The organism is Variovorax sp. MPBD4-3 (genome assembly GCF_058809745.1).
This window is the reverse complement of sequence record NZ_JBXASW010000043.1, coordinates 12887-38727: the sequence shown is the minus strand read 5'-3', so window position 1 is coordinate 38727 and position 25841 is coordinate 12887. Positions and strand designations below refer to the sequence as shown.

23 protein-coding genes are annotated in these 25841 nt (G+C 68.9%); 9 read left to right on the top strand and 14 right to left on the bottom strand.

What is annotated here, in order from left to right; genetic code table 11:
- Positions 1 to 19 precede the first annotated feature (19 nt).
- A complete protein-coding gene (locus tag AC1RVW_RS21980) occupies positions 20 to 1360 on the bottom strand; it encodes an aminotransferase-like domain-containing protein (RefSeq protein ID WP_493202495.1) in 1341 nt (446 codons plus the stop codon).
- Between the two features lie 90 nt (positions 1361 to 1450).
- On the opposite strand from AC1RVW_RS21980, the gene AC1RVW_RS21975 reads away from it, so the two are divergent.
- Positions 1451 to 2056: a DJ-1/PfpI family protein gene (locus AC1RVW_RS21975; RefSeq protein WP_493202493.1), complete on the top strand. Its 606-nt coding sequence runs from the start codon at positions 1451 to 1453 to the stop codon at positions 2054 to 2056.
- 72 nt (positions 2057 to 2128) lie between these two features.
- Complete coding sequence (locus AC1RVW_RS21970; protein ID WP_081267878.1) at positions 2129 to 2488, top strand: FlxA-like family protein; 360 nt, start codon at positions 2129 to 2131, stop codon at positions 2486 to 2488.
- Between the two features lie 14 nt (positions 2489 to 2502).
- On the opposite strand, the gene AC1RVW_RS21965 is transcribed toward AC1RVW_RS21970, so the two are convergent.
- Positions 2503 to 3060, bottom strand: coding sequence for a MarR family winged helix-turn-helix transcriptional regulator (locus tag AC1RVW_RS21965; RefSeq protein ID WP_493202491.1), 558 nt, complete (start codon positions 3058 to 3060; stop codon positions 2503 to 2505).
- Between the two features lie 195 nt (positions 3061 to 3255).
- Here AC1RVW_RS21965 and AC1RVW_RS21960 point away from each other — a divergent pair, with 195 nt between their 5' ends.
- On the top strand, positions 3256 to 4236 hold the full coding sequence (locus AC1RVW_RS21960; protein ID WP_106937690.1) for a tripartite tricarboxylate transporter substrate-binding protein: 981 nt from the start codon (positions 3256 to 3258) through the stop codon (positions 4234 to 4236).
- A 10-nt stretch (positions 4237 to 4246) separates the two neighbouring features.
- Here AC1RVW_RS21960 and AC1RVW_RS21955 read toward each other — a convergent pair whose 3' ends face one another.
- Complete coding sequence (locus tag AC1RVW_RS21955) at positions 4247 to 5197, bottom strand: AraC family transcriptional regulator (protein ID WP_234382362.1); 951 nt, start codon at positions 5195 to 5197, stop codon at positions 4247 to 4249.
- A 157-nt stretch (positions 5198 to 5354) separates the two neighbouring features.
- On the opposite strand from AC1RVW_RS21955, the gene AC1RVW_RS21950 reads away from it, so the two are divergent.
- Together AC1RVW_RS21950 and AC1RVW_RS21945 are read left to right on the top strand one after the other, a co-directional pair.
- Positions 5355 to 6197, top strand: coding sequence for an oxidoreductase (locus AC1RVW_RS21950; protein ID WP_493202489.1), 843 nt, complete (start codon positions 5355 to 5357; stop codon positions 6195 to 6197).
- Entirely contained in the window at positions 6157 to 6654 is a 498-nt protein-coding gene (locus AC1RVW_RS21945; protein ID WP_493202487.1) for an HAD family hydrolase, read from the top strand. Before AC1RVW_RS21950 ends, AC1RVW_RS21945 begins: the two co-directional genes overlap by 41 nt.
- Positions 6655 to 6673: 19 nt before the next feature.
- On the opposite strand, the gene tam is transcribed toward AC1RVW_RS21945, so the two are convergent.
- Positions 6674 to 7438: a trans-aconitate 2-methyltransferase gene (tam, locus tag AC1RVW_RS21940; RefSeq protein ID WP_081267883.1), complete on the bottom strand. Its 765-nt coding sequence runs from the start codon at positions 7436 to 7438 to the stop codon at positions 6674 to 6676.
- A 92-nt stretch (positions 7439 to 7530) separates the two neighbouring features.
- Here tam and AC1RVW_RS21935 point away from each other — a divergent pair, with 92 nt between their 5' ends.
- Complete coding sequence (locus AC1RVW_RS21935; protein WP_493202485.1) at positions 7531 to 8442, top strand: LysR family transcriptional regulator; 912 nt, start codon at positions 7531 to 7533, stop codon at positions 8440 to 8442.
- Positions 8443 to 8454: 12 nt separating this feature from the next.
- Here the strand turns inward: AC1RVW_RS21935 and AC1RVW_RS21930 are convergent, their stop codons facing one another.
- The 7 genes from AC1RVW_RS21930 to AC1RVW_RS21900 form a co-directional block, all read right to left on the bottom strand.
- A complete protein-coding gene (locus tag AC1RVW_RS21930) occupies positions 8455 to 11583 on the bottom strand; it encodes an efflux RND transporter permease subunit (RefSeq protein WP_493202483.1) in 3129 nt (1042 codons plus the stop codon).
- 10 nt (positions 11584 to 11593) lie between these two features.
- Positions 11594 to 12748, bottom strand: coding sequence for an efflux RND transporter periplasmic adaptor subunit (locus AC1RVW_RS21925; RefSeq protein WP_493202482.1), 1155 nt, complete (start codon positions 12746 to 12748; stop codon positions 11594 to 11596).
- Between the two features lie 227 nt (positions 12749 to 12975).
- Entirely contained in the window at positions 12976 to 13518 is a 543-nt protein-coding gene (locus AC1RVW_RS21920; RefSeq protein WP_081267887.1) for an Rrf2 family transcriptional regulator, read from the bottom strand.
- 28 nt (positions 13519 to 13546) lie between these two features.
- Positions 13547 to 14242 carry a Bax inhibitor-1/YccA family protein gene (locus AC1RVW_RS21915; RefSeq protein ID WP_106936999.1) on the bottom strand — a complete coding sequence of 232 codons (696 nt, stop codon included), beginning with the start codon at positions 14240 to 14242 and terminating at the stop codon, positions 13547 to 13549.
- A gap of 189 nt (positions 14243 to 14431) precedes the next feature.
- On the bottom strand, positions 14432 to 14836 hold the full coding sequence (locus AC1RVW_RS21910) for a hypothetical protein (RefSeq protein WP_493202479.1): 405 nt from the start codon (positions 14834 to 14836) through the stop codon (positions 14432 to 14434).
- A 79-nt stretch (positions 14837 to 14915) separates the two neighbouring features.
- Positions 14916 to 17138 (bottom strand): YccS family putative transporter, encoded by a 2223-nt coding sequence (yccS, locus tag AC1RVW_RS21905; RefSeq protein WP_106937694.1) that lies wholly within the window; start codon positions 17136 to 17138, stop codon positions 14916 to 14918.
- Positions 17139 to 17172: 34 nt separating this feature from the next.
- Positions 17173 to 18489 carry an NUDIX hydrolase gene (locus AC1RVW_RS21900; RefSeq protein ID WP_493202477.1) on the bottom strand — a complete coding sequence of 439 codons (1317 nt, stop codon included), beginning with the start codon at positions 18487 to 18489 and terminating at the stop codon, positions 17173 to 17175.
- 130 nt (positions 18490 to 18619) lie between these two features.
- On the opposite strand from AC1RVW_RS21900, the gene AC1RVW_RS21895 reads away from it, so the two are divergent.
- Positions 18620 to 19837 carry an acyl-CoA dehydrogenase family protein gene (locus tag AC1RVW_RS21895; protein WP_106937001.1) on the top strand — a complete coding sequence of 406 codons (1218 nt, stop codon included), beginning with the start codon at positions 18620 to 18622 and terminating at the stop codon, positions 19835 to 19837.
- A 33-nt stretch (positions 19838 to 19870) separates the two neighbouring features.
- On the opposite strand, the gene AC1RVW_RS21890 is transcribed toward AC1RVW_RS21895, so the two are convergent.
- Positions 19871 to 20569, bottom strand: coding sequence for a response regulator (locus AC1RVW_RS21890; protein WP_106937002.1), 699 nt, complete (start codon positions 20567 to 20569; stop codon positions 19871 to 19873).
- The gene (locus tag AC1RVW_RS21885) at positions 20566 to 22128 is read right to left on the bottom strand and encodes an ATP-binding protein (protein WP_493202474.1); all 1563 of its coding nucleotides are present in this window, start codon (positions 22126 to 22128) and stop codon (positions 20566 to 20568) included. The genes AC1RVW_RS21890 and AC1RVW_RS21885 overlap by 4 nt, the downstream gene beginning before the upstream one ends.
- A gap of 159 nt (positions 22129 to 22287) precedes the next feature.
- On the opposite strand from AC1RVW_RS21885, the gene AC1RVW_RS21880 reads away from it, so the two are divergent.
- The gene (locus AC1RVW_RS21880) at positions 22288 to 22449 is read left to right on the top strand and encodes a hypothetical protein (protein ID WP_493202472.1); all 162 of its coding nucleotides are present in this window, start codon (positions 22288 to 22290) and stop codon (positions 22447 to 22449) included.
- Positions 22446 to 23297, top strand: coding sequence for an intradiol ring-cleavage dioxygenase (locus tag AC1RVW_RS21875; protein WP_493202470.1), 852 nt, complete (start codon positions 22446 to 22448; stop codon positions 23295 to 23297). The genes AC1RVW_RS21880 and AC1RVW_RS21875 overlap by 4 nt, the downstream gene beginning before the upstream one ends.
- 71 nt (positions 23298 to 23368) lie before the next feature.
- Here the strand turns inward: AC1RVW_RS21875 and bamA are convergent, their stop codons facing one another.
- Complete coding sequence (bamA, locus tag AC1RVW_RS21870; RefSeq protein ID WP_493202468.1) at positions 23369 to 25771, bottom strand: outer membrane protein assembly factor BamA; 2403 nt, start codon at positions 25769 to 25771, stop codon at positions 23369 to 23371.
- Positions 25772 to 25841 lie beyond the last annotated feature (70 nt).

The following is a 25841-nucleotide window of genomic DNA, read 5'->3' as shown; positions in this document are numbered from 1 at the left end:
GGCAGTGTAGTGACGCCGGCTACTCGCCAATCACCCGCCGCACCGTCAGCAGCGCACTGCGCAAGCTCGGCAGCCCGACGGAGCCCAGCGCCAGCCGCAGCGCATGCGGCACGTGCTTCGACGTGGCGAAGGGCTCGGCCGTCGATACCGAGATGCCTTCGCGCATCAGCGCCGCCGAAACGTGGTCGGCGCGCGTTTCCTCGGGCAAGGGCAGCCACACGAAGTACGACGACGGATGGCGCACGAAGCGCATGCCCGCGAGCGTTTCGTCGACGATGGCCTGGCGCACCGCGGCGTCGTGCCGCTTTTCAGATTCGAGCTGCTCGACGGTGCCGTCTTCCAGCCATGCGCAGGCAATGGCCGTGGTCACGCCGGGCGTGCACCAGGTCGTGGCCCGGATGGCACGTTCGATCTTCGGCACCCAGGCCTGCGGCGCCACGACGAAACCCACGCGCAGCCCGGTCGCCACGTTCTTCGACAGCCCCGAGACGTACACGGTCGATTCGGGCAGCAGCGCGGCCAGCGGTGGCGGCGGCATGTCTTGCGGATCGTCGGCCAGGAAGGCGTAGGCCGCGTCCTCGATGACGAGCAGGCCGTGCCTGCGGGCGATGCTTGCCAGCCGGCGCCGGCGGCTCGTGCTCATCACCCAGCCCAGCGGGTTGTGCAGCGTCGGCATCGCATAGATGGCACGCACGCGGCGGCGCGCGCACAGGCGCTCCAGCGCGTCGAGGTCGGGGCCTGCGCCCGATGCCGGGATGGGGGCCAGCTCCAGCCGGTGCGCCTCGGCCAGCACCTTGAAGCCGGGATAGGTGAGGGCATCGACCGCCACCACGTCGCCGGGCTGCAGCAGCGCCATGGCCGTGACCGCGAGGCCGTGCTGCGCGCCGTCGACCAGCAGCACGCGCGACGGGTCGAGCGCGTCGAGCCCGCGTGACGCGAGATGCCGCGCGACACAGGCGCGCTCGTGCATGCGGCCGCCGTGCGGCGCGTAGCGCAGCATCGCGTCGAGTTCGCCGCCGGCGGCCAGCTGCCGCAGCGCGCCGCGCAGCAGTTCGGCCTGCCCGGGCAGCGAGGGGTAGTTGAAGTTCAGGTCGACCTGGCCCGCCGCCACGGCCTGCTGGTCGATGCCCTTGTCGCGGGGAATGGTCGCTTCGCGCACGAAGGTGCCGCGGCCGACCTCGCCGCTGACCAGGCCCATGGCTTCGAGTTCGGCGTAGACGCGCGACGCCGTCACCAGCGCGAGGCCGTGGCGCTCGGCCAGCCGCCGGTGCGTGGGCAGGCGGGTGCCGGGCTTCAACCGGCCCGCGCGGATCTCGGCGGCGAGTTCATCGACCAGTTGCTTGTAGCGGGCTTCGGCCATCGGTGCGATGTATGCATGACAATTTTTTGATTGTATTGATCGTCTTGCCTACGATCGACGGACCCGCTTTCCCGCACACACAAGAACGCCATGCACATCGCCATCCTCACCTTCGACGGCTTCAACGAACTCGACTCGCTCATCGCGCTGGGCGTGCTCAACCGGATCAGGAAGCCCGGCTGGCGCGTGACGCTCTGCTGCCCGACGCCGGAGGTCACGTCGATGAACGGCGTCACCGTGCGCGCGCAGTCGCTGCTCGAGGAGGCGCGCTCCGCGCAGGCGGTGGTGGTCGGCAGCGGCGTGCGCACGCGCGAGGTGGCCGGGAGCGCGGAGCTGATGGAGCGCCTGGCGCTGGACCCGGGCCGCCAGCTCATCGCGGCGCAGTGCTCGGGCACCCTGATCCTTGCCAAGCTTGGCCTGCTGGGCAGCGTGCCGGCCTGTACCGACCTGACCACCAAGCCATGGGTGCAGGCGGCCGGCGTCGAAGTGCTCAACCAGCCCTTCTTTGCCAGCGGCAATGTCGCCACGGCGGGCGGCTGCTTCGCGTCGCCCTACCTGGCCGCGTGGATCATCGCGCGCACCGAGGGGCGGGAGGCCGCCGAGGCGGCGCTGCACTACGTGGCGCCGGTGGGCGAGAAAGAGGCCTACGTGGCCAATGCCTTCAGGTACATCGCGCCGTATCTGCCGCAAAAATGACGACGCGGGCCTTCATTTTTTCGGCACGCTGCCGATAAGCCTCTGGTCGACACACAAAGGACGGAGGAAAACATGGTTGCAGCCATTGGAGCGACGACTCCCGCGAGCGGCGGTGGGAATGACGTGAACGCCCAGATCGCAAGGATCCAGCGGCAGATCACCGACACGCAGAAGAAGATCGCGGAAACGCAGGGCGAATTGATCGAGGCGCCCACTGACGAAGCGCGCAAGGCGATCCAGATGCAGCTCCAGTCGATGGCCGCGCAGGTCCTCATGCTGCAGCAGCAGATCAACATGCTGCGGACCTCGCAGGTCCAGAAGGAGGCGCTGGAATCGGTCTCCAATGCGATGGACGGCGCCAGGAAGAGCGGCGGCATCCGCACCAATGCCGAAGGCGTTCCCATCGGCGGCACGGTGGACGTGCAGGCCTGAGCCCGCCGCTGCCTTCAGCTGCCGCCGCCGGCCTCCCGCTCGGGCCAGCGGTGGCGCGTGCCGCCCGAGCGCCGGTCGGCCTTTTCCATGACCACGCCCTGCGCGCTCAGTTCATTGCCGCGCTGCTCCAGGTGCCGCAGGCACTGGAGAAAGATTTCCAGGTGCGCGGGCGTGATGCCCTCGAGCAGTTCGGTGTTGAGCCCCGCGATGCGCGGGAACAGCTTGCCGTACAGATGCTCGCCAGAGGCGCTCAGGCGTACGTGAACCTCGCGCCGGTCCTCGGCATCCTGCCGGCGCACCACCAGTTTCTTCTCGACGAGGCTGCGCAGCCCGCGCGAGGTACGCACGCGGTCCAGGTGCAGGTGCGCGGCCAGCGCGGACGATGTCATCTCGCCGCGCTGCGCGAGCGTGCCGATCATTCCCCACTCGCGCCGCGTGATGCCGAAGCCGCCCTCGACCATGCGGGTCGCCATGCCGCTGCTGGTGCGCATGGCGCGCGACAACCTGTAGAGCAGCAGGTCGTCCAGGGAGCGCGGCTCGCGCAACGAACCCGCGTCGGGAAAGGCTTGCATACGGATGGGTTAAGGGTACTGGGCGTTGTGTGGTCCACCGGCCTCGAAAGCAGGTGATGGATTAGATCAACTGTTTGTTACCTGCGTATAAACCGCTCACAAATTTTCACAAACAGCGATCAGGAACGGCAGGCGATTTTCGCCACGACGGCATCGCGCATGACCGCTCACGACCACCGCTCTCAGGAAACCCCCATGGTTGCATTCTTTTCCAGGCGCAGGCTCTTGGCGTGGGGCCTCGGGCTCGCCGCCTGCATTTCCGGTGCCCAGGTCCAGGCGCAGCAGGCGCTGGACGGCCCCTTGACCCTGGTGGTCGGCTACGCGGCCGGCGGCACCACGGACCGCATCGCGCGCCTGGTTGCGGAGCGGCTGGGCGCCAAGCTCGGCGTGGCCGTGACGGTCGAGAACAAGCCGGGCGAGGGCGGACGGCTCGCGGCCAAGGAAGTGCGGCGCACGCCAGCGGGGCAGAACGTGCTGATGCTCGGCAACCCCGCCGTGATGGTGGTCGCGCCGCTGGTCATCAAGGACGTGGGCTACGACCCCGACAAGGACTTCGTGCCGGTGTCGCAAGTCAGCAGCTACGACTTCGCGCTGGCCGTGGGCCAGAAGCTGCAGCTCGACCGCGCCATGTTCCTGGTGGGCCGGCTCTGGGCGCATCCGGAAGAGGCCGTGTTCGGCGTGCCCGCGACCGGCAGCCTGCCTCACTTCTTCGGCCTGATGGTGGGCGACGCGCTGAGCGTGCAGCCGCAGATCAAGGGCTACGGCGGATCGGCGCCGTTGTCGGCCGACCTGATCGGCGGCACGCTGCCGATCGCCATCGACACGCTGGATTCGCTCTACGCGCAGCACCTGGCCGGCAAGATCCGCATCCTGGCGGTGTCGGGCAAGAAGCGCGCGAGCTTTGCGCCCGCGATCCCGACCTTCCGCGAGGCCGGCATGAAGATCGACGCCGACGGCTGGAACACCTTCTTCGCGCCCAGCACCATGTCACCGGCCAAGGTGCAGCTGGTGGCCGGCGCCATCCGCGAAGCGATGCGCGATCCGGGGCTGCAGAAGGCGGCCGAGGCGGCCTACATCACGCCGGTGGTGAGCTCGACGGCCGAGACCGCGCAGATGCTCAAGGCCTACAGGCAGCAGTGGGAGCCGGTGGTGCGGCGCTCGGGCTTCTCGCCCTGAGGGCGGGCTGTCAGTGCGAAGCGACGTAGACAGATGAGGGCAACGGGTCGGGCAGCGCGAACGCCTTGCGCATGCGCTCCGCTTCTTCGGCGGGGCCGCGTCCGAACATGCGCTTGAATTCGCGGCTGAACTGCGACGCGCTCTCGTAGCCGACTTGCGAACCGGCCACGGCTGCAGTCACCTCGCTGCGGGCCATGATCAGCCGTGCCTGATGCAGCCGCGTCGACTTGAGGTACTGCATGGGCGAAGTGGCCGTGACCGTCTTGAAGTGCGCATGGAACGACTGCGGGCTCATGCCGGCCTCGCCGGCCAGTTGACCGATGTCGAGCGCTTCCGCAAAAGAGGCGTGGATCTTCCGGATGGCTTTCGCGATCTTGCCGAACTGTCCTTGCCGCGTGAGCGCATTGCGCATCGAGGCGCCCTGCTCGCCGGTGAGCACGCGAAAGTAGATCTCGCGCACCAGCGCCGGACCGAGCACCACTGCTTCCAAAGGGACGCGCATGACTTCGAGAAAGCGCAGCACCGACTGAGCGAGCATGGCGTCCATCGGCGTGGACATCAGGCCCCGGGGTGCGGCCTGCGCCGCCAGCCCCTGTTCGTCGAGTTGGAGCATGAGTTCGGCGGCCACGCTGAAGTCGAGCCGGAAATAGATGGCCAGCAAAGGTTCTTCGGCGGTGGCGTCCGTTTCCATCGAGAACGGCACCGGCACCGACACTGCCAGGTAATGCTGTGCGTCGTACAGATACACCTCGTCGCCGAGAAAGCCGCGCTTGCGGCCCTGGCAGACGATCACGATGCCAGGGTCATACAGCACCGGCGCGCGGCTCAAGGGGCGGTTCGAGCGCAGGAAGCGCACATCGGGCAGGGCGGTGAGGTTGTAGCCTTCCGTCGGCGCGAGGGAGCCGAGCAGTTCGACCATGCGTGCCTGCATGGCCAATGGCGGGAGCGGAGGCACGGTCATCGTGGGTGGGGGCGGGGTGTTCGATGCGGCCAATTTGCCAGATCGGGCCGCCTCTTTCCAGCGGGCTGGAGTTTCAGGCAAGCAACTCAGCGAGACGGGCATTCCTGTTGCAGGCCCCGTTTCATAGCATGAGGCATCCATTTCTCAAGGAGCCCACATGGCTGCATCTTCCTCCAGGACATTCCTCATCACCGGCGTCAGCTCGGGCTTTGGTGACGCCTTCGCGCGGGCTGCGCTCGCGGACGGCCACGTCGTCGTCGGCACCGTGCGAGGCGAGGCTGCGCGCGGCGCCTTCGAAGCACTCGCCCCTGGCCGCGCCCATGCCGTGATGCTCGACGTGACCGACTTCGACGCCATCGAGCCGCTTGTAGCCGCCGTCATGCAACGGGTCGGGCCTATCGACGTACTCGTGAACAACGCGGGCTACGGCCACGAGGGCACGCTCGAGGAATCCGGCCTCGATGCGATGCGTCGCCAGTTCGACGTCAACGTCTTCGGCGCCGTAGCCATGACCAAGGCCGTCCTGCCGTCAATGCGCGAGCGCCGCAGCGGGCATATCGTCAACATCACTTCGATGGGCGGCTTCATCACGATGCCCGGCATCGCGTATTACTGCGGCAGCAAGTTCGCGCTCGAAGGTATTTCGGAAGTGCTGGCCAAGGAAGTCGCAGGCTTCGGCGTGAAGGTGACCGCGGTTGCGCCAGGCTCCTTTCGCACCGATTGGGCCGGGCGTTCGATGGTGCGCACGGAACGCACGCTGCCCGACTACGACGCGCTGTTCGAACCGATCCGCAAGGCGCGCCAGGAGAAAGACGGCAAGCAGGCGGGCGACCCCGCCAAAGCCGCGCAAGCCTTGCTGCGCATCGTGGCCGACGAGAACCCGCCAGTGCATCTGTTGCTCGGCAGGGACGCGCTCCGGTTGGTACGGGACAAGCTGGCGGTCATGTCGAGCGAGATCGATGCGTGGGAACCGCTGTCGGCCTCGACGGACCACGACTGACGGCTTCGACGAAGCGCTTCTCGATGTGCTGAAGTCCTGGGATCGCGTGGCGCACAAGCCGTCCATTCTCCAAGCCATGCTGTCCATCCTGCCGCACACCGATGTGCAGGAGGCAATAAGCGCTGTGAGGTCGAGCGGAAAGCGGTGCTACATCGCCAGCAACCAGCAGGCCCTGCGTGCGAGGTTCATGTCGACCGAACTGGGCTATGCGTCGATGTTCGATGGAGAGTTGTACTCATGCGCGCTGGGTGCCGCGAAACCCAGCATGCTCCACTTCGAGCGAGCATTGAAGGCGGTTGGCGCCGATGCAAGCACGACGCTGTTCATCGACGACAGGCTCGAGAATGTGGAAGGAGCCCGCCGGGCCGGGCTGCACGCCTTCCTGTACGACGGGCGCAGTGGAGCCGCCGTGCTGAAGTCCCATCTGCGCAAGTTCGGTGTCTTGGCGCCACAGTGAGCGCCAGCCCTGAGACGCGTCAGCGCGTCGCAACGATGAAGAGCCGCGGAAACGGCAGCAGCACGCTGCCGTCCTTCAGCGCCGGATAGGCCTTCGCGACGCCTGCCAGGTAGCTTTCGAGAAAGCCGGCCTGCTGCGCCGCATCGAGCAGCGCAAGGTAAGGCCGCAGCGCCGAGCCCTTGAACCATTCGACCACCGCCGGCGCGCCACCCGCCAGCGGGTGGTAGTAGGTGGTGCGCCACACGTCCACGCGGCTGCAATGCGGTTGCAGCATCTCGTAGTAGTCGATGGCGCCGTGCCGCGCCGGGTGGCGCACGTCGCCGATGCGGTCGGCCCAGCGCGGGTCTTTCGCTGTTTCGCGGGCGAGGCGGTGCGCGGGTTCTTCGAGGTTGTCGGGCGTCTGGATCGCGAGGTTGCCGCCGGGCGCGAGCTGCTGCGCCAGCCGGGGGTAGAGCGTGGCGTGGTCGGGCAGCCATTGCAGCGAGGCGTTGGCCAGGATCACGTCGACCGGCTGCGCGGGCCGCCAGGTGGCGATGTCGGCCACCTCGAAGTTCACGCCGGGCATGCGCTTGCGTGCGGCCTGGATCATGTCGTCGGAGCTGTCCATGCCGCTGACCAGCGCGCCGGGAAAGCGCTGCGCCAGCACTTCGGTGGAGTTGCCGGGGCCGCAGCCCAGGTCGACGGCGCTGCGCACTTCGCGCTGCGGCAGGGCGGCCACGAGGTCGCGCACGGGGCGTGTGCGTTCTTCTTCGAAGGCTGAATATTGCTTGGCTGACCAGGTCATCGCGGGGTTCCTTTGCTGTTCTGGCGGCGAGTTTGCCGAGCAGGGAGCGCTACGTAAAATGAATTTATTCTGGCCATTGATTCATAAATCTGATGAAGATCGACATCCTCGGCATCCAGGCTTTCGTGGCCATTGCCGACGAAGGCAGCTTCCAGGCAGCGGCCGGCGCGCTCAACGTCACGCAGACCGCCATCACGCAGCGGCTGCGCAAGCTCGAGGAATTCCTTGGCGTGGCGCTGGTGGAGCGCACCACGCGCTCGGTGGCGCTCACCACCATCGGGCGCGACTTCGTGCCGCGCGCGCGGCGGCTGCTGGTGGAGCTGGCCGATTCGCTGCTCGAGATCCGCGAGACCGGCAAGGCGGAGCGCGGCGACGTTTCGATCGCCTGCGTGCCCACCGCGGGCGTGCAGTTCCTGCCGCGCATCATGCAGGCCTATTCGGCCAGGCATCCGCACAACCGCATCAAGATACTGGACCACTCGTCATCGGCGGTGGCGAATGCGGTGCTGCACCGCGAGGTCGAGTTCGGCATCGGCATGGCGGGTGCGCACGCGCCGGAGCTGCAGAGCGTGCCGCTGATCGAGGACGAGTACGTGCTCATCTGCCACGAGGCGCATCCGCTGGCGCAGCGCAAGCGCATCGCATGGCGCCAGCTGGAGCCGCATCCGCTGATCTTCGCGGGCCATGCGAGCGAGAACCGGCCGCTGCTCGACCTGGCGCTGGGCGCGGCCGCCGCCAACCTGAAGCCCTTCTACGAAGTGCAGCGCAGCTCGACGGCAGTGGGGCTGGTCGCCGAGCGCGTGGCGGCCGCCGTGGTGCCGCGGCTTGCGCTGCAGAAAGGCGCCTACCCCACGCTGCGGATCGTCGAGCTCACGGAGCCCAAGGTGTCCCGCACGCTGGTGCTGATGACGCGCAAGACGGCGCGCCTCTCGCCAGCCGCGCAGGCGTTGTATGACCTGATCGAGGCGCAGGCCTCGGTGGCGCCTGTTCCGCGCCGGCGCTGACGGGCCGGTTGCTCAGGCCGCCTGTTTCGTCCCCAGCCTGCTGCCGCCCCAGCGCCCCGCCAGCCGCTTCACCAGCAGGTAGAACAGCGGCACGAAGAAGATGCCCAGCGCGGTGGCCGCCAGCACGCCGCCGAACACGCCGGTGCCGATGGCCACCTGGCTCGCGGAGCCCGCGCCGGTGGCCAGCGCCAGCGGCACCACGCCGGCCAGGAAGGCCAGCGAGGTCATCAGGATCGGCCGCAGCCGCAGGCGCGCGCCCTCGGCCACCGCGTCGAGCAGCGGCACGCCGCGGCGCAGCGCCGCTTCCGCGAACTCGATGATCAGGATCGCGTTCTTGGCCGACAGCCCGATGGTCGCGAGCAGGCCGACCTGGAAGTAGATGTCGTTCGACAGCCCGCGCAGCGACGCGGCAATCACCGCGCCCAGCACGCCCAGCGGAATCACCAGCATCACCGAGAACGGCACCGACCAGCTTTCGTACAGCGCGGCCAGGCACAGGAACACCACGAGGATCGACACCGCGAACAGCAGCGGCGCCTGCCCGCCCGACAGGCGCTCCTGGTAGGAGAGCCCGCTCCATGCGTGGCCGGTGCCCGCCTGCTTCTTCGCAATGGCCTCGACCGCCGACATGGCCGTGCCGGAGCTCGTGCCCTGCGCGGCCGCGCCCTGGATCTGCACCGCCGGCAGGCCGTTGTAGCGCTCCAGCTGCGACGCGCCCTGCGACCAGCGCGTGGTGGCGAAGGCCGAGAACGGCGTCATCGCGCCGGTGCTGCCGCGCACGAACCACTGGCCCATGTCCTCGGGGGCCGAGCGGTAGGGCGCGTCGGCCTGCACGTACACGCGCTTCACGCGGCCGCGGTCGATGAAGTCGTTGACGTAGCTGCCGCCCCAGGCAATGCCCAGCGTGGTGTTCACGTCGTCCAGCGACAGCCGCAGCGCCGACGCCTTGACCTGGTCGATGTCGACCTGCAGCTGCGGCGTGTTGGCGATGCTGTTGGCGCGCACCGACTGCAGGCGCCTGTCCTTGTTGGCGTCGCGCACCAGCGCCTCGCGCTTGTGCACCAGCTTGTCGGGGCCCATGCCGGAGGTGTCCTGCAGCCAGAACTCGAAGCCATTGGACTGGCCCAGGCCTTCGATGGGCGGCGGCACCATGCCGTAGACCTCGGCGTCGCGCTGCTGCTTCGAGAGCGCGGCGCTCGCGCGCTCGACGATGGCGTGCGCACGCTTTTCCGGGTCCTTGCGCTGCGACCAGTCCTTGAGCGAGACGAAGGCCATGCCCGTGTGCTGCCCCGAGCCGGCATAGCTCCAGCCCGCCAGCGTGAAGATGGTGTCGGTGGTGTCCTTCTCGGTTTCCAGGAAGTGCTTCTCGACCGCCCTGTTCACGGCGTCGGTTCGGCTCTGCGTGGCGCCGGCCGGCAGCGAGACCTGCACCATCACGCTGCCCTGGTCTTCCTCCGGCAGGAAACCGCCGGGCAGGCCCAGGTAGAGCAGGCCCATGCCCGCCACGATGGCGGCATACACGGCGGTGAAGCGCAGCGGCTTGCGCAGCATGCGGCCCAGCAGGCCCACATAGCGGCCCTGCGCGGCGTCGAAGCGCTGGTTGAACGCACCGAGGAAACCGCGCGTGCGCGGCGGCACGCCCGGCTTCAGGAAGCGCGCGCACAGCGCCGGGATCAGCACGATGGCCACCACCACCGACAGCGCCATCGACGCGATGATCGTCACCGAGAACTGCCGGTAGATCACGCCCACCGAGCCGCCGAAGAAGGTCATCGGCAGGAACACCGCCGACACCACCACCGCAATGCCCACCAGTGCGCCGGTGATCTCCTTCATCGACTTGATGGTGGCGGCCTTTGCGTCGAGCCCTTCCTCGTGCATGACGCGCTCGACGTTCTCCACCACCACGATGGCGTCGTCCACCAGCAGGCCGATGGCCAGCACCATGCCGAACAGCGTGAGCACGTTGATCGAATAGCCGAAGGCCGCGAGCACGCCGAAGGTGCCCAGCAGAACCACCGGCACGGTGATGGCCGGGATCACGGTGGCGCGCCAGTTCTGCAGGAACAGGAACATCACCACTACCACCAGCGCGATGGCCTCCAGCAGCGTCTTGAGCACCGACTGGATCGAGATCTTCACGAAGCGCGTGGTGTCCTCCGCATAGGCCACGCGCAGGCCGGCGGGCAGCGAGGGCTCCATCTCCGCGATGCGCGCCTTCACCGCCCTGGCTGTGGTCAGCGCATTGGCGCCGGGCGCCAGCATGATGGCCGCGCCGGCTGCGGGGTGGCCGTTCAGGCGCGTGGTTTCAGCGTACGACTCGTTGCCGATTTCCACGCGCGCCACGTCGCCCAGGCGCACCACGGCGCCGTCGGCCTGGGTCTTGAGCACGATGCCGCGGAACTGCTCGGGCGTCTGCAGCCGCGAGAGCGCGGTCACGGTCGCGTTGAGCTGCTGGCCGGCGGGCGACGGCCGCGCGCCGATCTCGCCGACCGACACCTGCGTGTTCTGCGCGGTGATGGCGGCGGTGATGTCCGACGGCATCAGCTGGTAGCTCGCCAGCCGGTGCGGGTCGAGCCAGATGCGCATCGCATACGCCGCGCCGAAGGCCTGCACCGAGCCCACGCCGTCGACGCGGCTCACCGGGTCGCGCAGGTTGCTGGCCATCCAGTCGGCCACGTCGGTGTCGGTGCGGCGGTCGGTCTCGTCGTAGAGCGCCACGATCAGCAGGAAGTTGTTCTGCGACTTGTAGACCGTCACGCCCTGCTGCTGCACCGCCTGCGGCAGCCGGCTGGTGGCCTGGCTGACCTTGTTCTGCACCTGCACCTGCGCGGTGTCTGGGTCGATGCCCTGGCGGAAGGTGATGCTGATGTCGGCATAGCCGGCCGAGCTGCTCGTCGACTTGAAGTACAGCAGGCCGTCGATGCCCTTGAGCTGCTGCTCGAGCACCTGCGTCACGCTGTTCTCCACCGCCTGCGCCGATGCGCCGGGGTAGTTGGCCGAGACGACGACGGTGGGCGGCGCGATGTCCGGGTACTGCGACACCGGCAGCGTGCGTATGGCCACGCCGCCCGCCAGCATGATGAGGATGGCGATGACCCATGCGAACACGGGCCGGTGGATGAAGAAATTCGCGATCACGTCGGGTTGCTCAATCTGCGGAAGAAGCAGTGGCGGCGTTCGCTGCCGTCACCGGTACCGGCTTCACCTTGGCTCCGGGCTGGGCGCGCTGCAGCCCGTCGACTACCAGGCGGTCGCCTTCGCGCAGGCCCTTGCTCACGATCCACTGGTCGCCCGTGGTGGTGCGCAGCTCCAGGGCGCGCAGCTCGACCTTGTCTCCCGCGCCCACCACCAGGGCGGTGGGCTCGCCTTTCTCGTTGCGTGCCACGCCGCGCTGCGGCGCGAGGATGGCCTGCCGTTCCACGCCGGACTCGACCTGCGCGCGCACGTACATGCCCGGCAGCAGCAGCCCCTGCGGGTTCGGGAACTCCGCGCGCAGCGTGACCGAGCCCGTGGCCGGATCGACCGAGACTTCGGAGAACTTCATGGTGCCCGCGTGCGAATAGGGCAGGCCGTCTTCCATGCGCAGGCCCACCCGCGCGCTGGCGGGCGCCATGTCGCCGGAGATGAAGCGGCGCTTGAGCCGCGTCAGCTCCAGGCTCGACTGCACCACGTCGACATAGATCGGGTCCAGCCGCTGGATGGTGGCCAGTGCCACCGTCTGGCCCGGCGCCACCAGCGCGCCTTCGGTCACGCTGGAGCGCCCGATGCGTCCCGCGATGGGCGCGGTGATGCGGGTGAAGCCGAGGTTGATGCGCGCCGCCTTCACCGCCGCCTGCGCGGCCTTCACGCCGGCCTCTGCCTGCACCAGCGCGGCCTGCGCCTCCTCGTGCTCCTGGCGGCTCACCGCATTGGCCTTGACCAGTTCGCCGAAGCGCCCGGCCTTGCCCCGCAGGCTCGCGATGCCGGCCTGCGAAGTGGCGAGCGCGGCCTGGGCCTGTTCGTGCGCGGCCTCGAAGGGGCCGGGCTCGATCTCGTAAAGCACCTGGCCCGCGCGGACCATGCTGCCTTCCTCGAACAGGCGCTTGCGCACGATGCCGTTGACCTGCGGCCGCACTTCGGACACGCGGAAAGCGGCGGTGCGGCCCGCCAGTTCGGTGTGCACCGGTACGTCGGCGGTGTGCAGCGTGACCACGCCGACTTCGGGCGGCGGCGCTTCGACGGTGGCGGGAGGCTGCTTGGCGCCGCATGCGGCGAGCACGAGCACGGAAAGCAGCGGAAGGGAAAACAGGAGCTTGGAGGTCATGGCCGTCGAGAAACGCGGTGCGGCGCGGGCCGGGGTCGTCCGGGTCGCGCGCGTGTGATTTGCACAAAGTTGGTGCATTGTGCCGCTCGTGTTGCGTCGCAACATGAAGGATTCCTTTGCTTCCAAACCAACGACAAAAAGCCCATGCAGGCACGAGCCCGCCGCCACGTCGATCCGTGGCGGCGGGCCCTGCCGCATGGGCCGCTATGGCGGTGGCTGGCTTGGAGCTAGCTGGCGCTCTGCTGGCGCCGTCCCAGTGCGAACACCGAGTTCGGCGCGTCGACGACGAAAGGCTTGCGCGCGGCCGGCTGGCCGGCCGGCGTGCGCCGGCTGTCGGTCCGCACGGCGGCTTGGACGCCCTTGGCCTTCTGTTCGTCGACCAGGCTTTGCAGCGAGATCGACTTGAGGAACTCGACCGCCCGCAGGTTCACGGTGGCCCAGAGTTCGTCGATTTCGCAGCGGCCGGGTTCGCCAGGCGCGTCGGCGCCGCGCTGGCGGTTGGATTCGGCATCGTGTTCCTCGATCGAGAGGACGATGTCGGCCACGGAAATATCCGCAGCCTTCCGGCTCAGAGAATACCCGCCGCCCGGGCCCCGTGTCGACTCGACCAGGTCGTTGCGGCGCAGCTTGCCGAACAGCAGCTCCAGGTAGGACAGCGAGACGCGCTGGCGCATGCTGATCGACGCCAGCGTGACCGGACCCGAGCGTCCGTGCAGGGCGATGTCGATCATCGCCGTGACCGCGAAGCGGCCCTTGGTGGTGAGGCGCATGGGGAGTTCCTTTCCTTCCTGGGGGTTGTTACTCGTCCCGGCCGCCGGCGATGCCCAGCAGGGCCAGCAGCGACTGGAACACGTTGTAGATGCTGAGGTAGACGCCCAGCGTGGCGGAGATGTAGTTGGTCTCCAGGCCGTCCTTCACGCGCTTGAGGTCGTGCAGGATGAAGGCCGAGAAGATGCCGATGGCCAGCACCGACAGCGTCATCATCAGCGCGCTCGACTTCAGGAAGAAGTTGGCGATGCCCGCCACCAGCAGCAGGATGGCGCCGATGAAGAGCCACTTTCCCATGCCCGACAGGTCGCGCTTGATGACCGACGACAGCGTCGCCATGCCCAGGAAGATCGCGCCGGTACCGGCGAAGGCCGTCATGACCAGGCTGGCGCCGTTCTGCAGGCCGAGCACGGTGCCCACCAGGCGCGACAGCATCAGGCCCATGAAGAAGGTGAAGGCCAGCAGCACCGGCACGCCGGCGGCGGATTCCTTGGTTTTCTCGATGGCGTACATGAAGCCGAAGGCGCCGCCGAGGAACACCATCAGGCCGATGCCCGGCGACATGGCGCGCGAGAAGCCGGTGGAAACGCCGATCCAGGCGCCGAGAACGGTGGGCAGCATCGACAGCGCGAGCAGCCAGTAGGTGTTGCGCAGGACGCGGTTGCGTTCCTGGGACGAGGCCAGCGGCAGGTCGGTGCTGGCGTAGACGGGAGGGCTGTTGTTCATTGTGATGATTCCTTGATGCTTGTTGGACGACCGGCGCCGTGCGGTGCGAATTGGCGTGCGCAGCGGCGAACGGCCGAAAAAAACAAAATTGCTGTCTGGGCGATGCCGGGTGCCGCCGATTGGGCGGCAGGCCCGGATCAGGGGAGGCGGGAGCCGTGGCGGCTCCCGGTCGCGCAGGGCCTTGCGGCCTCAGGCGACGAAGAGCGCGGCGCGGGGTGGCCGCTTGGGCCGGGCGAGGAACGGCGAGACCGTGGTGGTCAGGCCGAGCTTGGGTGGCTGCTCCGAAAGAAGGAGCGGCAGGGGAATGTCGTTGCGGGCGTCGACCAGCTCGGCGTGTTCGGAGCCGGCTTCATCGAGCGAATTGGCATCGTCGGGTGCCGGGTCGGCATCGGCAACCAGGGCCTTGCCGTCGGAAAGGGCGTCGTCGGCCAGCGATGCGGCGGCGACGAGCGTCTTGGAGGTCAGGGTGGTTTGCGAGGACTGCGCCTGCTGGGCATGCGAATGGCCGGCACCGATCATGTTGTGGGCAAGCACGGCAAAACCGTAGCAGGACAACATGATGGCAAGGACAGTAGCGGCAAACCAGCGGTACATGAAGGGGTAATTTTACCTGCCGCGCCAGGGGCTGTCCGGCGCGGCCACTTTCAACCGACCTGATCGCACGGATGCTCCCTCAGGCAGGCGCGGTCGGCGTTTCGCTGCCCGAGGGCTGCAGCCATTCGCTTGCGTGGGTGCGCAAGGCATCGATCTGCAGCCATATCAGAGCCAGTTCGGTGTGGAAAGTTCGCGCCTGCGGGTTCGATTCGCCGCCGGCGGCCGCTGCCGCCTGGGCCAGCGCGGCGCGCGCGGCCTGCTCGGCCGCGGTGTCGCGCGGCCCGTCCACCGAGCCGCTGTCCAGCCCCGCCGCCAGCGCTTCGAGTGCCGCGATGGCGCCTTCCGCCGAGCTGCGCAGCACCGCCATCTGCGCCGAATCGGGCAGCGCCGCGCGGTGCGCGCCCAGCGCCGAGAGATAGCTCAGCAGCGTGTGCGAGCGGATCAGGAAGCGCAGCGCCACGCCCGCGCGCGGCCGCACGTAGCCCGGTTCGCGGAACATGTCGGACACCGCGGTGGACAGCGCCGCGTCGGCGTTGTGGTCGTTGCGGCGGGCCAGCCGGTAGTCGAGGTGGTCGCGCGCGCCGGTGCGGTACTGCTCGACGATCTGCCGCAGGTAGCCCGCGTGGCCGCGCATGGCCGTGGCCGCCAGTTCGTTGATGCGGCGCGCCTGCCAGTGCGGCAGCACCAGCAGCACCGCCAGCCCGGCGATCGCGCTGCCGATGGCGGTGTCGACCAGCCGCGGCACCAGCAGCACGCCGCTGTCGCCGACTTGGTTGAAGCACATCAGCACCAGCAGCGTCATCGACGCGGTGGCCAGCAGGTAGCGCGTGGTGCGGGTTGCGAAGAACACCACGCCCGCCGCCACCGCTATGACCGACTGCACCAGCGGCTGGGGAAACAGCTGCAGCAGCGCCCAGCCCGCCACCACGCCCAGCGCCGTGCCCGCAATGCGCTGGCCCATGCGTGCGATGGTGTCGCCGTAACTCTGCTGGCACACGAACAGCGTGGTCAGCAATATCCAGTAGCCCTGCGCCGGATGGATGACCTGCATCACGCCGTAGCCCGCCACCAGCGCGATCGACAGCCGCAGCGCATGGCGGAACAGCGGCGAGCGCACCGTGAGTTGCCGCCGCACGCGCTCCACCGCGTCGCGCCATGAACGCGGCGAGCGGTCGAACAGGCCCATCTCGGTACGGCCGGCGCGCGCCGAGGGCTGGCTTGCGCCCGCCAGTTGCCCGTCGAGCTGCGCGAGGTTGCGCGCCAGCGCCTCGACCGACGCGAGCAGCACCAGCCGCTCGGGTGTGGCGGCTCGCGCGCGTTCGTGTTCGATGGCGCTGCGCAGGTCGGCCAGTGCCAGCACGGTCTCGGTTCCGGTGTCGAAGGGTTCGCGCCGCGCGATCGATTCCGACAGCCGCAGGCACGCCAGCCCCTGCAGGCCCAGCACGCGCTGGCAGCGGTAGAGCAGGTCGCTGTGGAAGAAGGCGTCGGCCAGCGCGTTGTAGTCGTCGTGCGAGGAGCTGGCGCGCTCGTGCACGTCCTGCGCGATCAGGTAGAGGCCGCGGTAGCGCGAGATGCGCCCGGTCGGCGCCCGCGCGCCGATGCGGCGGAAGATGCTTTCCTTGGCCGCGTTGAGCTCGCTCACCACCTCGGCATTGAGCTGCGCGAGCGCGAGCCGCTTGCGCTCTATGTCGATGCCGCGCAGCGGCTCGAACAGCGAGGCCTTGAAGCGCACGTAGTTGCCCAGCACCGTGAACAGCGTCACCAGCCGCGCCTGCACCGGCTGCGCCGGAAAGGCCGCGCACCAGAGCACCGAGAACACGCCGTACCAGGCCGCGCCGGCCAGCAGCAACAGCGGCTCGCGGCCACGGTGGACCGTGGTTCCGTGCGAGCTCATGTTCTCGATGCCGAGCGTGGCGTACATCCCCAGGATCAGCGTGGCATAGGCGATGGCCTTGTAGCGTGCCTCCACGGCCCCCAGCATCGTGAGGCAGAAGGCCGCGAGCGCGAGCCCGGTGATGAACAGCCACGGCAGGCCGAACAGCGCCTCCACCGCGAACGCCGTCGCCGCGAAGCAGGCCAGCGTGACGATCTGCGCGCGAAGCCGGCCGCGCCAGCTGTCGTCGGTCTCGGCGAGCGCGCTGGCGATGGCGCCGAGGAACAACGGGATCACCGCGTCGGGGTGGCCGGTGTAGCCGCAGGCGGCCATCAGGCTGCCGAGCGTGAGCAGGATGCGCAGCGGCTGCGCGCGGGAAGCAAAAGACCGCAGCCGCTGGCGCAGCGCGTCGGGAGACAGGGGAAGCATGGCGCGATCTTGCACGATGCATGCCACGGGATTCTTACGTCACGGCGTGGCGGCGCAGGAATCCGTGGCGTGGGGCGATCCAGTCGGCCGTGCCGGCGGCGGTGGTGGCGGTGCCGGTGAACAGCGTGCTGTCTTCGGCCAGCAGGAATTGCAGGCCCCCGGCGCCGTTCAGCACCTGCAGCGTGGCACCGCCGAGGTCGAGCGGTTCGCCGGGCGCGGGTTGCAGCACGGATGCTTCGGGCCACGCTTCGCGCACCGCATCTTCCAGCGGCAGCGCCAGCGTCGACCAGATCCGGCGCACGCGGCCCGGTGCGGCATTGCGCAGCGCCGCGATGTGCCCGGGGCTCGCCGGCGAAGGGTCGATCAGCACGCAGTCGCCGCCTTCGATGCCCGCGAAATAGCTGTGCGGCAGCGCGCCAGTCGCATCGGCCGGCCCCGTGACCCGCCAGACCCGTGGCGACAGCCGCATCACCAGCCCGGTCTCGAGTGCATAGCGCCCGCCGCCCTGGCCGTCGGGGTCGACGCGCCCGACCTCGTCATATGCCGGCTCTTCCATGTTCACCGGCCGCCGTCCCTGTGGGCCGTCCGCGAGGCGGGGCATGACGCGCGGAATGTGCTTCAGCCCGCGCGCATGGGCCATGAGTTCCCGCACGCTCGAGAACTGCGCGAGCTGCTCGAGGATGCGCCGCGTCACGTTCATCAGCTTGAGTCCGCGCGCCGGGGAAACGGCATCGGCAGGCTGCAGCCACAGGTGCTCGACCGTCTCGCGGCCGTCGGGCCGCACCGTCTGCGCGTCGGGCATCGATGCCAGGAAGAAGCGGGTGTCGAAGCGGCGCGGCATGCCCGGCGGCGTGAGCCAGTGCGTGAAGTAGGCGAGCCGGTCCACCGCGAGCTGCCAGCCGTGGGCTTCGCACATCGCAACCAGCGCGTCGGTGCCTTGTTCCGCTGCATGGCGCATGGCCGAAAGCTGCCCGGCCGGCATGCCGTCGAGCGCCACCAGCCGGCCCGGGCTCGCCTTGTCCGTCGCGAACAGCAGGCCGGCCTCCTCGAAGCATTCGCGGATCGCGGCCGCGTAGTAGTCGAGCCCGCCTTCCGGCACCGCGAGGCGCGCGCTCGCGGCGGCATCGTCGAGCCCGCTGCACTGCGCGTGAAGGCTGCGGTCGTGCGCGTCGATCACGCCTCCGGGGAACACGCTCGCGCCGCTGTTCTGGTCGTCGGCCTTCTCGGCGCGGCGCAGCATCAGCACCTCGAGTCCGTGCGTGCCGTCGCGCAGCACGATGAGCGTGGCCGCGTTGCGCACGGGGCGCAACGCGGCGGTTTTTTGCCGTGTCTCGTTGTTCTGGGTGTTCATGGGCCGTCATTCTCGCGCCGGCCGGCCGCTGGCACACAGGTGACAGCCGCACCGCGCGGCTGTCGCGCGAAGGACCGTGCGAAACCCGCTGCGCCGCTTAACTTCAATGCACTTAGTTGAAGGACGCCTGATGCATTTCGAATTCACACCCAAGGTGATCGCGCTGCGCGACGAGTTGTTGAAGTTCATGGACGAACACGTCTACCCGAACGAAAAACGCCGTGAAGAAGAGCTGGCCGCCAACGCCCGCGCCGGCCGTCCCTATGCCGAGCTGCCGATGATGGCCGGCCTCAAGGCCAAGGCGCGCGAGCGCGGCCTGTGGAACCTTTTCCTGCCCGAGGCCGAGCACGGCCCGGGCCTGACCAACGTCGAGTACGCGCCGCTGTGCGAGATCATGGGCCGGCGCTACTGGTGCGCCGAGATCTTCAACTGCTCCGCGCCCGACACCGGCAACATGGAAGTGCTGGCGCGCTACGGCACCAAGGCCCAGCAGGAGCGCTGGCTCACGCCGCTGCTGGCCGGGGAGATCCGCTCGTCGTTCGCGATGACCGAGCCCGAGGTGGCATCGAGCGACGCCACCAACATCCGCTGCAGCATCCGCCGCGAAGGCGACGAGTACGTCATCAACGGCCGCAAGTGGTACATCACCGGTGCCATGCACGAGCGCTGCGAGATCTTCGTGCTGATGGGAAAGACCGACCCCGACAACGCCGACCGCCACAAACAGCAGTCGATGATCCTGGTGCCGAAGAACACGCCCGGCGTGACCATCGTGCGCGACATGCAATTGCTCGGCATGTACGACCCGCCCTTCGGCCACCCCGAGATCGTGTTCGACAACGTGCGCGTGCCGGTGGAGAACATCCTGCTCGGCGAAGGCCGCGGCTTCGAGATCGCGCAGGGCCGCCTCGGCCCCGGCCGCATCCACCACTGCATGCGCGCCATCGGCATGGCCGAGTCGGCGCTGGAGATGATGTGCCAGCGGCTGGTGTCCCGCACCGCGTTCCACAAGCCGCTGTCGGAGCAGGGCGTGTGGCGCGAGCGCATTGCCGAGTCGCGCATGCTCATCGAGCAGTCGCGCTGGATGGTGCTCAACGCCGCCTACCGCATGGACACCGTGGGCAACAAGGTCGCCGCGAAGGAGATCGCGATGATCAAGGTGCTCACGCCCAACAACTGCGTGAAGGTGATCGACTGGGCCATGCAGGCCTTCGGCGCGATGGGCCTGAGCCAGGACACGCTGCTCACCCACTTCTACGCCTACGAGCGCCACCTGCGCGTGGCCGACGGCCCCGACGAGGTGCACCGCAACGCCATCGCCAAGCAGGAGCTGGCGGCGTACCGCTAAGGCAGCGGCGCGCAGCGGGAAGATGTCCGGCGCTCAGGCCGGCACGGGCGCTTCCCACGCAAAGCCCACGCCGTACACCGACCGGATCCAGTCATGCTCCGGCGTCACCGCGCCGAGCTTGCGGCGCAGGTTCTTCACGTGGCTGTCGATGGCGCGCTCGGTCACGTCCACGGTGTCGTCGTAGGCCAGCTCCAGCAGCCGCGCGCGCGAGAAGATGCGGCCCGGGTGCCGCGACAGCACCTGCAGCAGCCCGAACTCGCGCCGCGTGAGGTTCAGCGGCGTGCCTTCGAGCGACGCGCGCCAGTGCACGTCGTCCATCACCAGGCCCGGCGCATCGTTCTGCGCAGAGCCCTGGCCGGGCATGTTGCCGGGCGCGGTGCGCCGCAGCACGGCGCGCACGCGCGCCACCAGCTCGCGCGGCGAGAAGGGCTTGCACACGTAGTCGTCGGCGCCGAGCTCCAGGCCCAGCAGGCGGTCGACCTCTTCGATGCGCGCGGTGAGCATGATGATCGGATGCGCGGTGTGTTCGCGCGCGCGGCGCAGCACCTCGATGCCGTCCAGCCGCGGCAGCATGATGTCGAGCAGCGTGAGGTCGGGCGGCGTGGCCACGATGCTCTCGAGCGCGCTCTGCCCGTCGGTGAAGTGCGTGGTCTCGTAGCCGGCATGGCGTAGGTAGTCCTGCACCACGGAGGCGATGTCGGTTTCGTCTTCGACGATGACGATGCGTGTCATGAGGAGGTGGCCAGTGGCAGGGTGATGGTCACGCGCAGCCCGCCGAGCGGCGAGGCCGACGCTTCGATGGTGCCGCCGTGCGCCTCGATGGTCGCGCGGCAGATCGACAGGCCGAGCCCGGAACCGCCGAGCTCGCGGCTGCGCGAGGTCTCGCCGCGGAACAGCCGGTCGAACAGGCGAGGCAGTTCTTGGTCGGGCACGCCGGGCGTGCTGTCGTCGAACAGCAGCGTGAGGCAGTTGCCCGTGCGGGCGCCTTCGACGATCACGTCCAGCCGCAGCTCGCCGCCTTCGTCGGTGTAGGCCAGCGTGTTCTCCAGCAGGTTCATGAACACCTGGTGCAGCCGGTGCGCGTTGCCTTCGATCACGGGCTGCGCCGGGCCCGCGACACGGTCGACCGCATGCCGGTCGACCTCGATGCCGCGCTTGGCGAAGCGGTCGCGCGTGTGGTCCAGCGCCTCTTTCAGCAACGACAGCGGGAACACCGTGGTCATCTGCAGGTCGCCCTGCGGCTCGCGCATGCTGCTGCGCAGGTCGTCGACCAGCTGGCCGAGGCGTATGACCTGTCGGTGCAGCCGCAGCGCCGTGCGCTCGTCGAAGGTGCGAACGCCGTCCTGCAGCGCCTCGATCTCGGCGCGCATGGCGGCCAGCGGCGTGCGCAGTTCATGCGCCGCGTCGGCCAGCCAGGCGCGGCGCGAGGCCTCTACGGTGTCCAGGCGCTGCGCCATGTCGTTGAAGGTCTTGCCCAGCAGGGCGAGCTCGTCCGAGCCCTGCACCGCGACGCGTGTGGACAGCCGGCCGCGCGCCACGTCCTGCGCGGCCTGGGTGAGTTCGTCGATCGGCCTGAACCAGCGTCGCGCGAGCAGCCACGACAGCACCAGCGCAAAGCCCAGGCCGCACAGGCCGGTGAGCACGATCACGCCCGACTGGCGCGCGACGAAGGCGCGGTCGGCCTCGCTTTCCAGCCCCTCCAGCGGGGCGAGCGCGAGGTAGCCGACGACCGACTTGTTGTGCCGGATCGGCATGCGCGCGGCGTTCGACATGTCGATGTCGGCGCCCACCACCCGCTTGCCGCCCGCGTCCAGCACCGCCAGGCGCTGGAAGATGGAGTCGTGCATGCCGCGCGGATCGGGAAACACCCAGGGCGGCGGTGCGCCGAGCATGCGGCGCGGCATCAGGTCGAGCTGCGGCGGCGGGCCGCCGCCCGGGCCGCCGTCCGGCGGCGGTTCGGGGCGCATGGCGCGGTATTCGTACCAGGGCGGCAGCCGCCGCTCGTCGCCGCTGGCGGCGGTGCTGTCGAGCAGGCTGGCGAAGCGGCCCATCTGCAGGCGCTGCCAGGCGTCGTCGTTGTCGCGCAGGTGCTTCCAGTCGCCGTTGGCCACGTAGTTCTTGAGCACCAGCTGCGCAAGCCAGTCCATGCGCCGGATCTCGATCTCGGCCACGTAGGAGCCCAGGCCCCGCTGCAGCGCAACGATCGACAGCCCCGCGAAGCTGATGAGCAGCACGATCAGCAGGGCGGCCAGCGCCAGGAAGATCTTGCGGGAGAGGGTCAGTTGCGGCATGGGCAAGGCAAGGGCATGGCCGCATTCTGCGGCACGCCTGGCGGAGGAGAGAAGAGGAGGTGGCAAGCCGATGATGCGGGCGGAATTTGGAGGAAATTGGGAGGAATTCCGGCCGGGCTTCTCCATGTTTCCTCCCAGATGGGGCCGCAGCATAGGGCCATGAATCCGGAACCGAGCCTTGCGCTGCTGGGTGCGATCACCGTGTTCCTGGGCCTCGTAGCCCCGGCATGGTGGCTGCTGGTCCGCTGGGCCGAGGGCCGCGCGACGCGGCCGTCCGGCGCACGGCCCGCCGGCCCCACCGAGCACGAGCAAGAACAATGACCCACCACGACACATCCTCCATCGGCCGCCGCGGCCTGCTGGCCACCCTGGGCGCCGCCACGCTGGCTGCCGCCTCCACGCGTACCGCCGAGGCCGCCGCGCCAAGGCTGCCGCTGACCGCGCAGACCACCGAGGGCCCCTACTACCTCGACGTGGCGCAGGTCCGCCGCGACATCACCGAAGGGCTCCAGGGCGTGCCGCTGGACGTGCGCTTCACCGTGTGCGATGCGGCGGGCAAGCCGCTGCCCGGGCTGCGCGTGGACATCTGGCATTGCGACGCGCAGGGCCGCTACTCGGGCTTCCCGGCGCAGGGCGACGACCGCTCGGGCGCCTTCGAAGGCAAGACCTTCCTGCGCGGCAGCCAGTTCACCGGCCGCGACGGCACCGCCGCCTTCGCCACCGTCTATCCGGGCTGGTACGCGGGGCGCACCACCCACATCCACATGAAGGTGTTCAAAGGAACCCGCGCCGTGCTCACCTCGCAGTTCTTCCTGCCCGACGCGCTCAGCGAGTTTCTCTATACGCAGGTCCCGCTCTACCAGCGATCCCGCGTGCGCGACACGCTCAACAGCGTCGACGGCATCGCCCTGAGGGCCGGTGACACGGTGCTGGGCGCGGTGCGCGAGGAGCGCCAGCGCTATGTGGCCACGCTCGCGCTGGTGGTCGACCCGGCCGCCGACCCGGTGGTGGACCGCCCGCCCCGCCCGGGCGCCATGCCGCCACCGCAAGGCGCGCAAGGCACGCCCGGGATGCCGGCCATGGGCGTCGGTGGAAGGCCCGTGCACCCCCGCGCACTGGAAGGCGCCGCGCGCATCAAGGCGCTGGTGCCGCCTCGCACCACGGGCTGAGCCCGGCGTTCATTGACGTCGAGCGCTTCCTCCACCAGCAGGATGCGGCCCCAGGGCTTCGGCCGCCGGCTTCAGAAAGACGTTCCGATCTGGAACTGGAAGCGCTGCGTGCGGTCGGCCGCGATGTTGTTGGCCGTGTCTTCCTTCTGGTAGAGCAGCGGCACCGCATACGCCAGCCGCAGCGGCCCCAGCGGCGAGATCCAGCTGATGCCGATGCCAGCCGACGCGCGCAGGCGGTTCTGCGCCTTCCACTGCGCGTCCGTCATGCTGGCGGTGCGGTCGGCGAACACGTTGCCCGCGTCGAAGAAGCTGTAGAGGCGCAGCGTCTTGTCGTTGCCCGCGCCCGGGAAGGGCGTGCTGAACTCCATGTTGAAGATCGCCTTGCGCGTGCCGCCCAGCGCGCCGTCGGTCACCGAGTCTTTCGGGCCGAGCGAGTTCTGCTCGAAGCCGCGGATCGAGCCCAGGCCGCCGGCGTAGAAGTTCTTGAAGATCGGGTAGGTGCTGTCGCCCAGCGCGCGCGCATAGCCGAGCTGCCCGTTGACGGCCAGCGTGTACTGCTTCGACAGCGGGAAGTACTGCTGGTACTGGTAGTTGGTCTTCAGGTAGCGCAGCTCGCTGCCCACGCCCACTTCGAGGTTGGCGCTTTGCAGCTTGCCGCGCGTGGGCACCAGCGCGCTGTCGCGGTCGTCGCGCGACCAGCCCAGCGTGGCCGGAATGCCCACCACGCTCGACTTCGCGCAGGTCACGCTCGGCGCGGTGCCGGTGCACTTGAAGTAGTCGAGGTAGGCCTGCGGCGTGGCGGTGTACACGTAGGAGCCGTCGACCAGCGCATAGGTGCCGTTGGTGCCGGGCGTGAACGAATAGCGCTCCACGCCGATGCCCAGGTACACCGTGTCCTGCTCGCCCACCGGCAAGCCGAAGCGCACCGAGCCGCCGTCGCTGGCGAGCTTGTAGTTGCCGTCGGCCTCGTAGTAGGGCCGCGTGGTGGTGTGGAACACGTTCAGCGTGCGCGAGATGCCGTCCTTGGTGAAGTACGGGTCGGTGGCCGTGAGCGAGATGGTGCGGTTGTACGAACTGGTGTTCACGTTCAGCCCCAGGTAGTTGCCGCTGCCGAACACGTTCTCCTGCGTGATGCCGAAGCTCAGCGACACCTTGTCTGTCGACGAGTAGCCAGCGCCCAGCTGCAGCGAGCCGGTGGGCTTCTCCGTCACGTTCACGACCAGGTCGACCTGGTCGGGCGAGCCGGGCACGTCGACGGTGTCGATGTTCACGTCGGTGAAGAAGCCCAGGCGGTCGATGCGGTCGCGCGAGGCGCGGATCTTGTTGCCGTCGTACCAGGCGCCTTCGTATTGGCGGAACTCGCGGCGGATCACCTCGTCGCGCGTCCTGGCATTGCCGCCGATGTTGATGCGCCGCACGTAGGCGCGACGCGAGGCTTCCGCCTTCAGCACGATGGTGACGCGGTTGTTCGCCCGGTCGATCTCCGGCTCCGCCTTCACGCGCGCGAAGGCATGGCCGAAGGTGCCGAAGTAGTCGGTGAAGGCCTTGGTGGTGGCGGCCACGTCGTCGCCGTTGTAGGGCTGGCCGGGACGGATGGTGACCAGCGTCCTGAACTCGTCGTCGCGGCCCATGTAGTCGCCCGAGAGCTTCACGCCGGCCACCGCGAACTTCTCGCCCTCGGTGATGTTGATGGTCAGCGCGATGGTCTTGCGGTCCGGCGATATGGCCACCTGCGTCGAGTCGATGCGGAACTCCAGGTAGCCGCGCGTGAGGTAGTAGGAGCGCAGCGTTTCCATGTCGCCGTTGAACTTGGTGCGCGAGTACTGGTTCGACTTCGTGTACCACTCGAGCCAGCCGCCGGTGTCCTGGTCGAACAGGTCGAGCAGCGTGCTTTCGCTGAAAGCCTTGTTGCCCACCACGTGCACTTCCTTGATGCGCGCGGGCTCGCCTTCGGTCACGGTGAAGGTCAGGTTCACGCGGTTGTTCTCCAGCGGCGTGACGGTGGTGATCACCTGCGCGTTGTAGAGGCTGCGGCTGATGTACTGCCGCTTGAGCTCCTGCTCGGCGCGGTCGGCCAATGCCTTGTCGAAGGCCTGCCCCTCGGCCAGGCCGATCTCGCGCAGCGCCTTCTGCAGCGCGGCCTTGTCGAACTCCTTGGCACCGACGAAGTCGACGTCGGCGACGGTGGGGCGCTCCTCGACGATCACCACCAGCACGTTGCCTTTCACGTCGATGCGCACGTCCTTGAACAGGCCGAGCTTGAACAGCTCGCGTATGGCATTGGCGCCGCGCTCGTCGCTGTAGGTGTCGCCGGTGCGCAGTCCCATGGTGGCGAACACAGTGCCGGGCTCGACGCGCTGCAGGCCTTCGAGGCGGATGTCCCTGACGGTGAACGGATCGGTGGCCCATGCGGGGAGGGCCGCCAGCGAGGCAAGCAGCACGGCGGCCGTTGCGAGTGACTTCGGTAAGTGCATCGCCGCATGGTCTGCGTCAATGTCGTAGAAATTTGGGACTCCCCGCGTCAACCGGGGTTGTGCCGTTTTC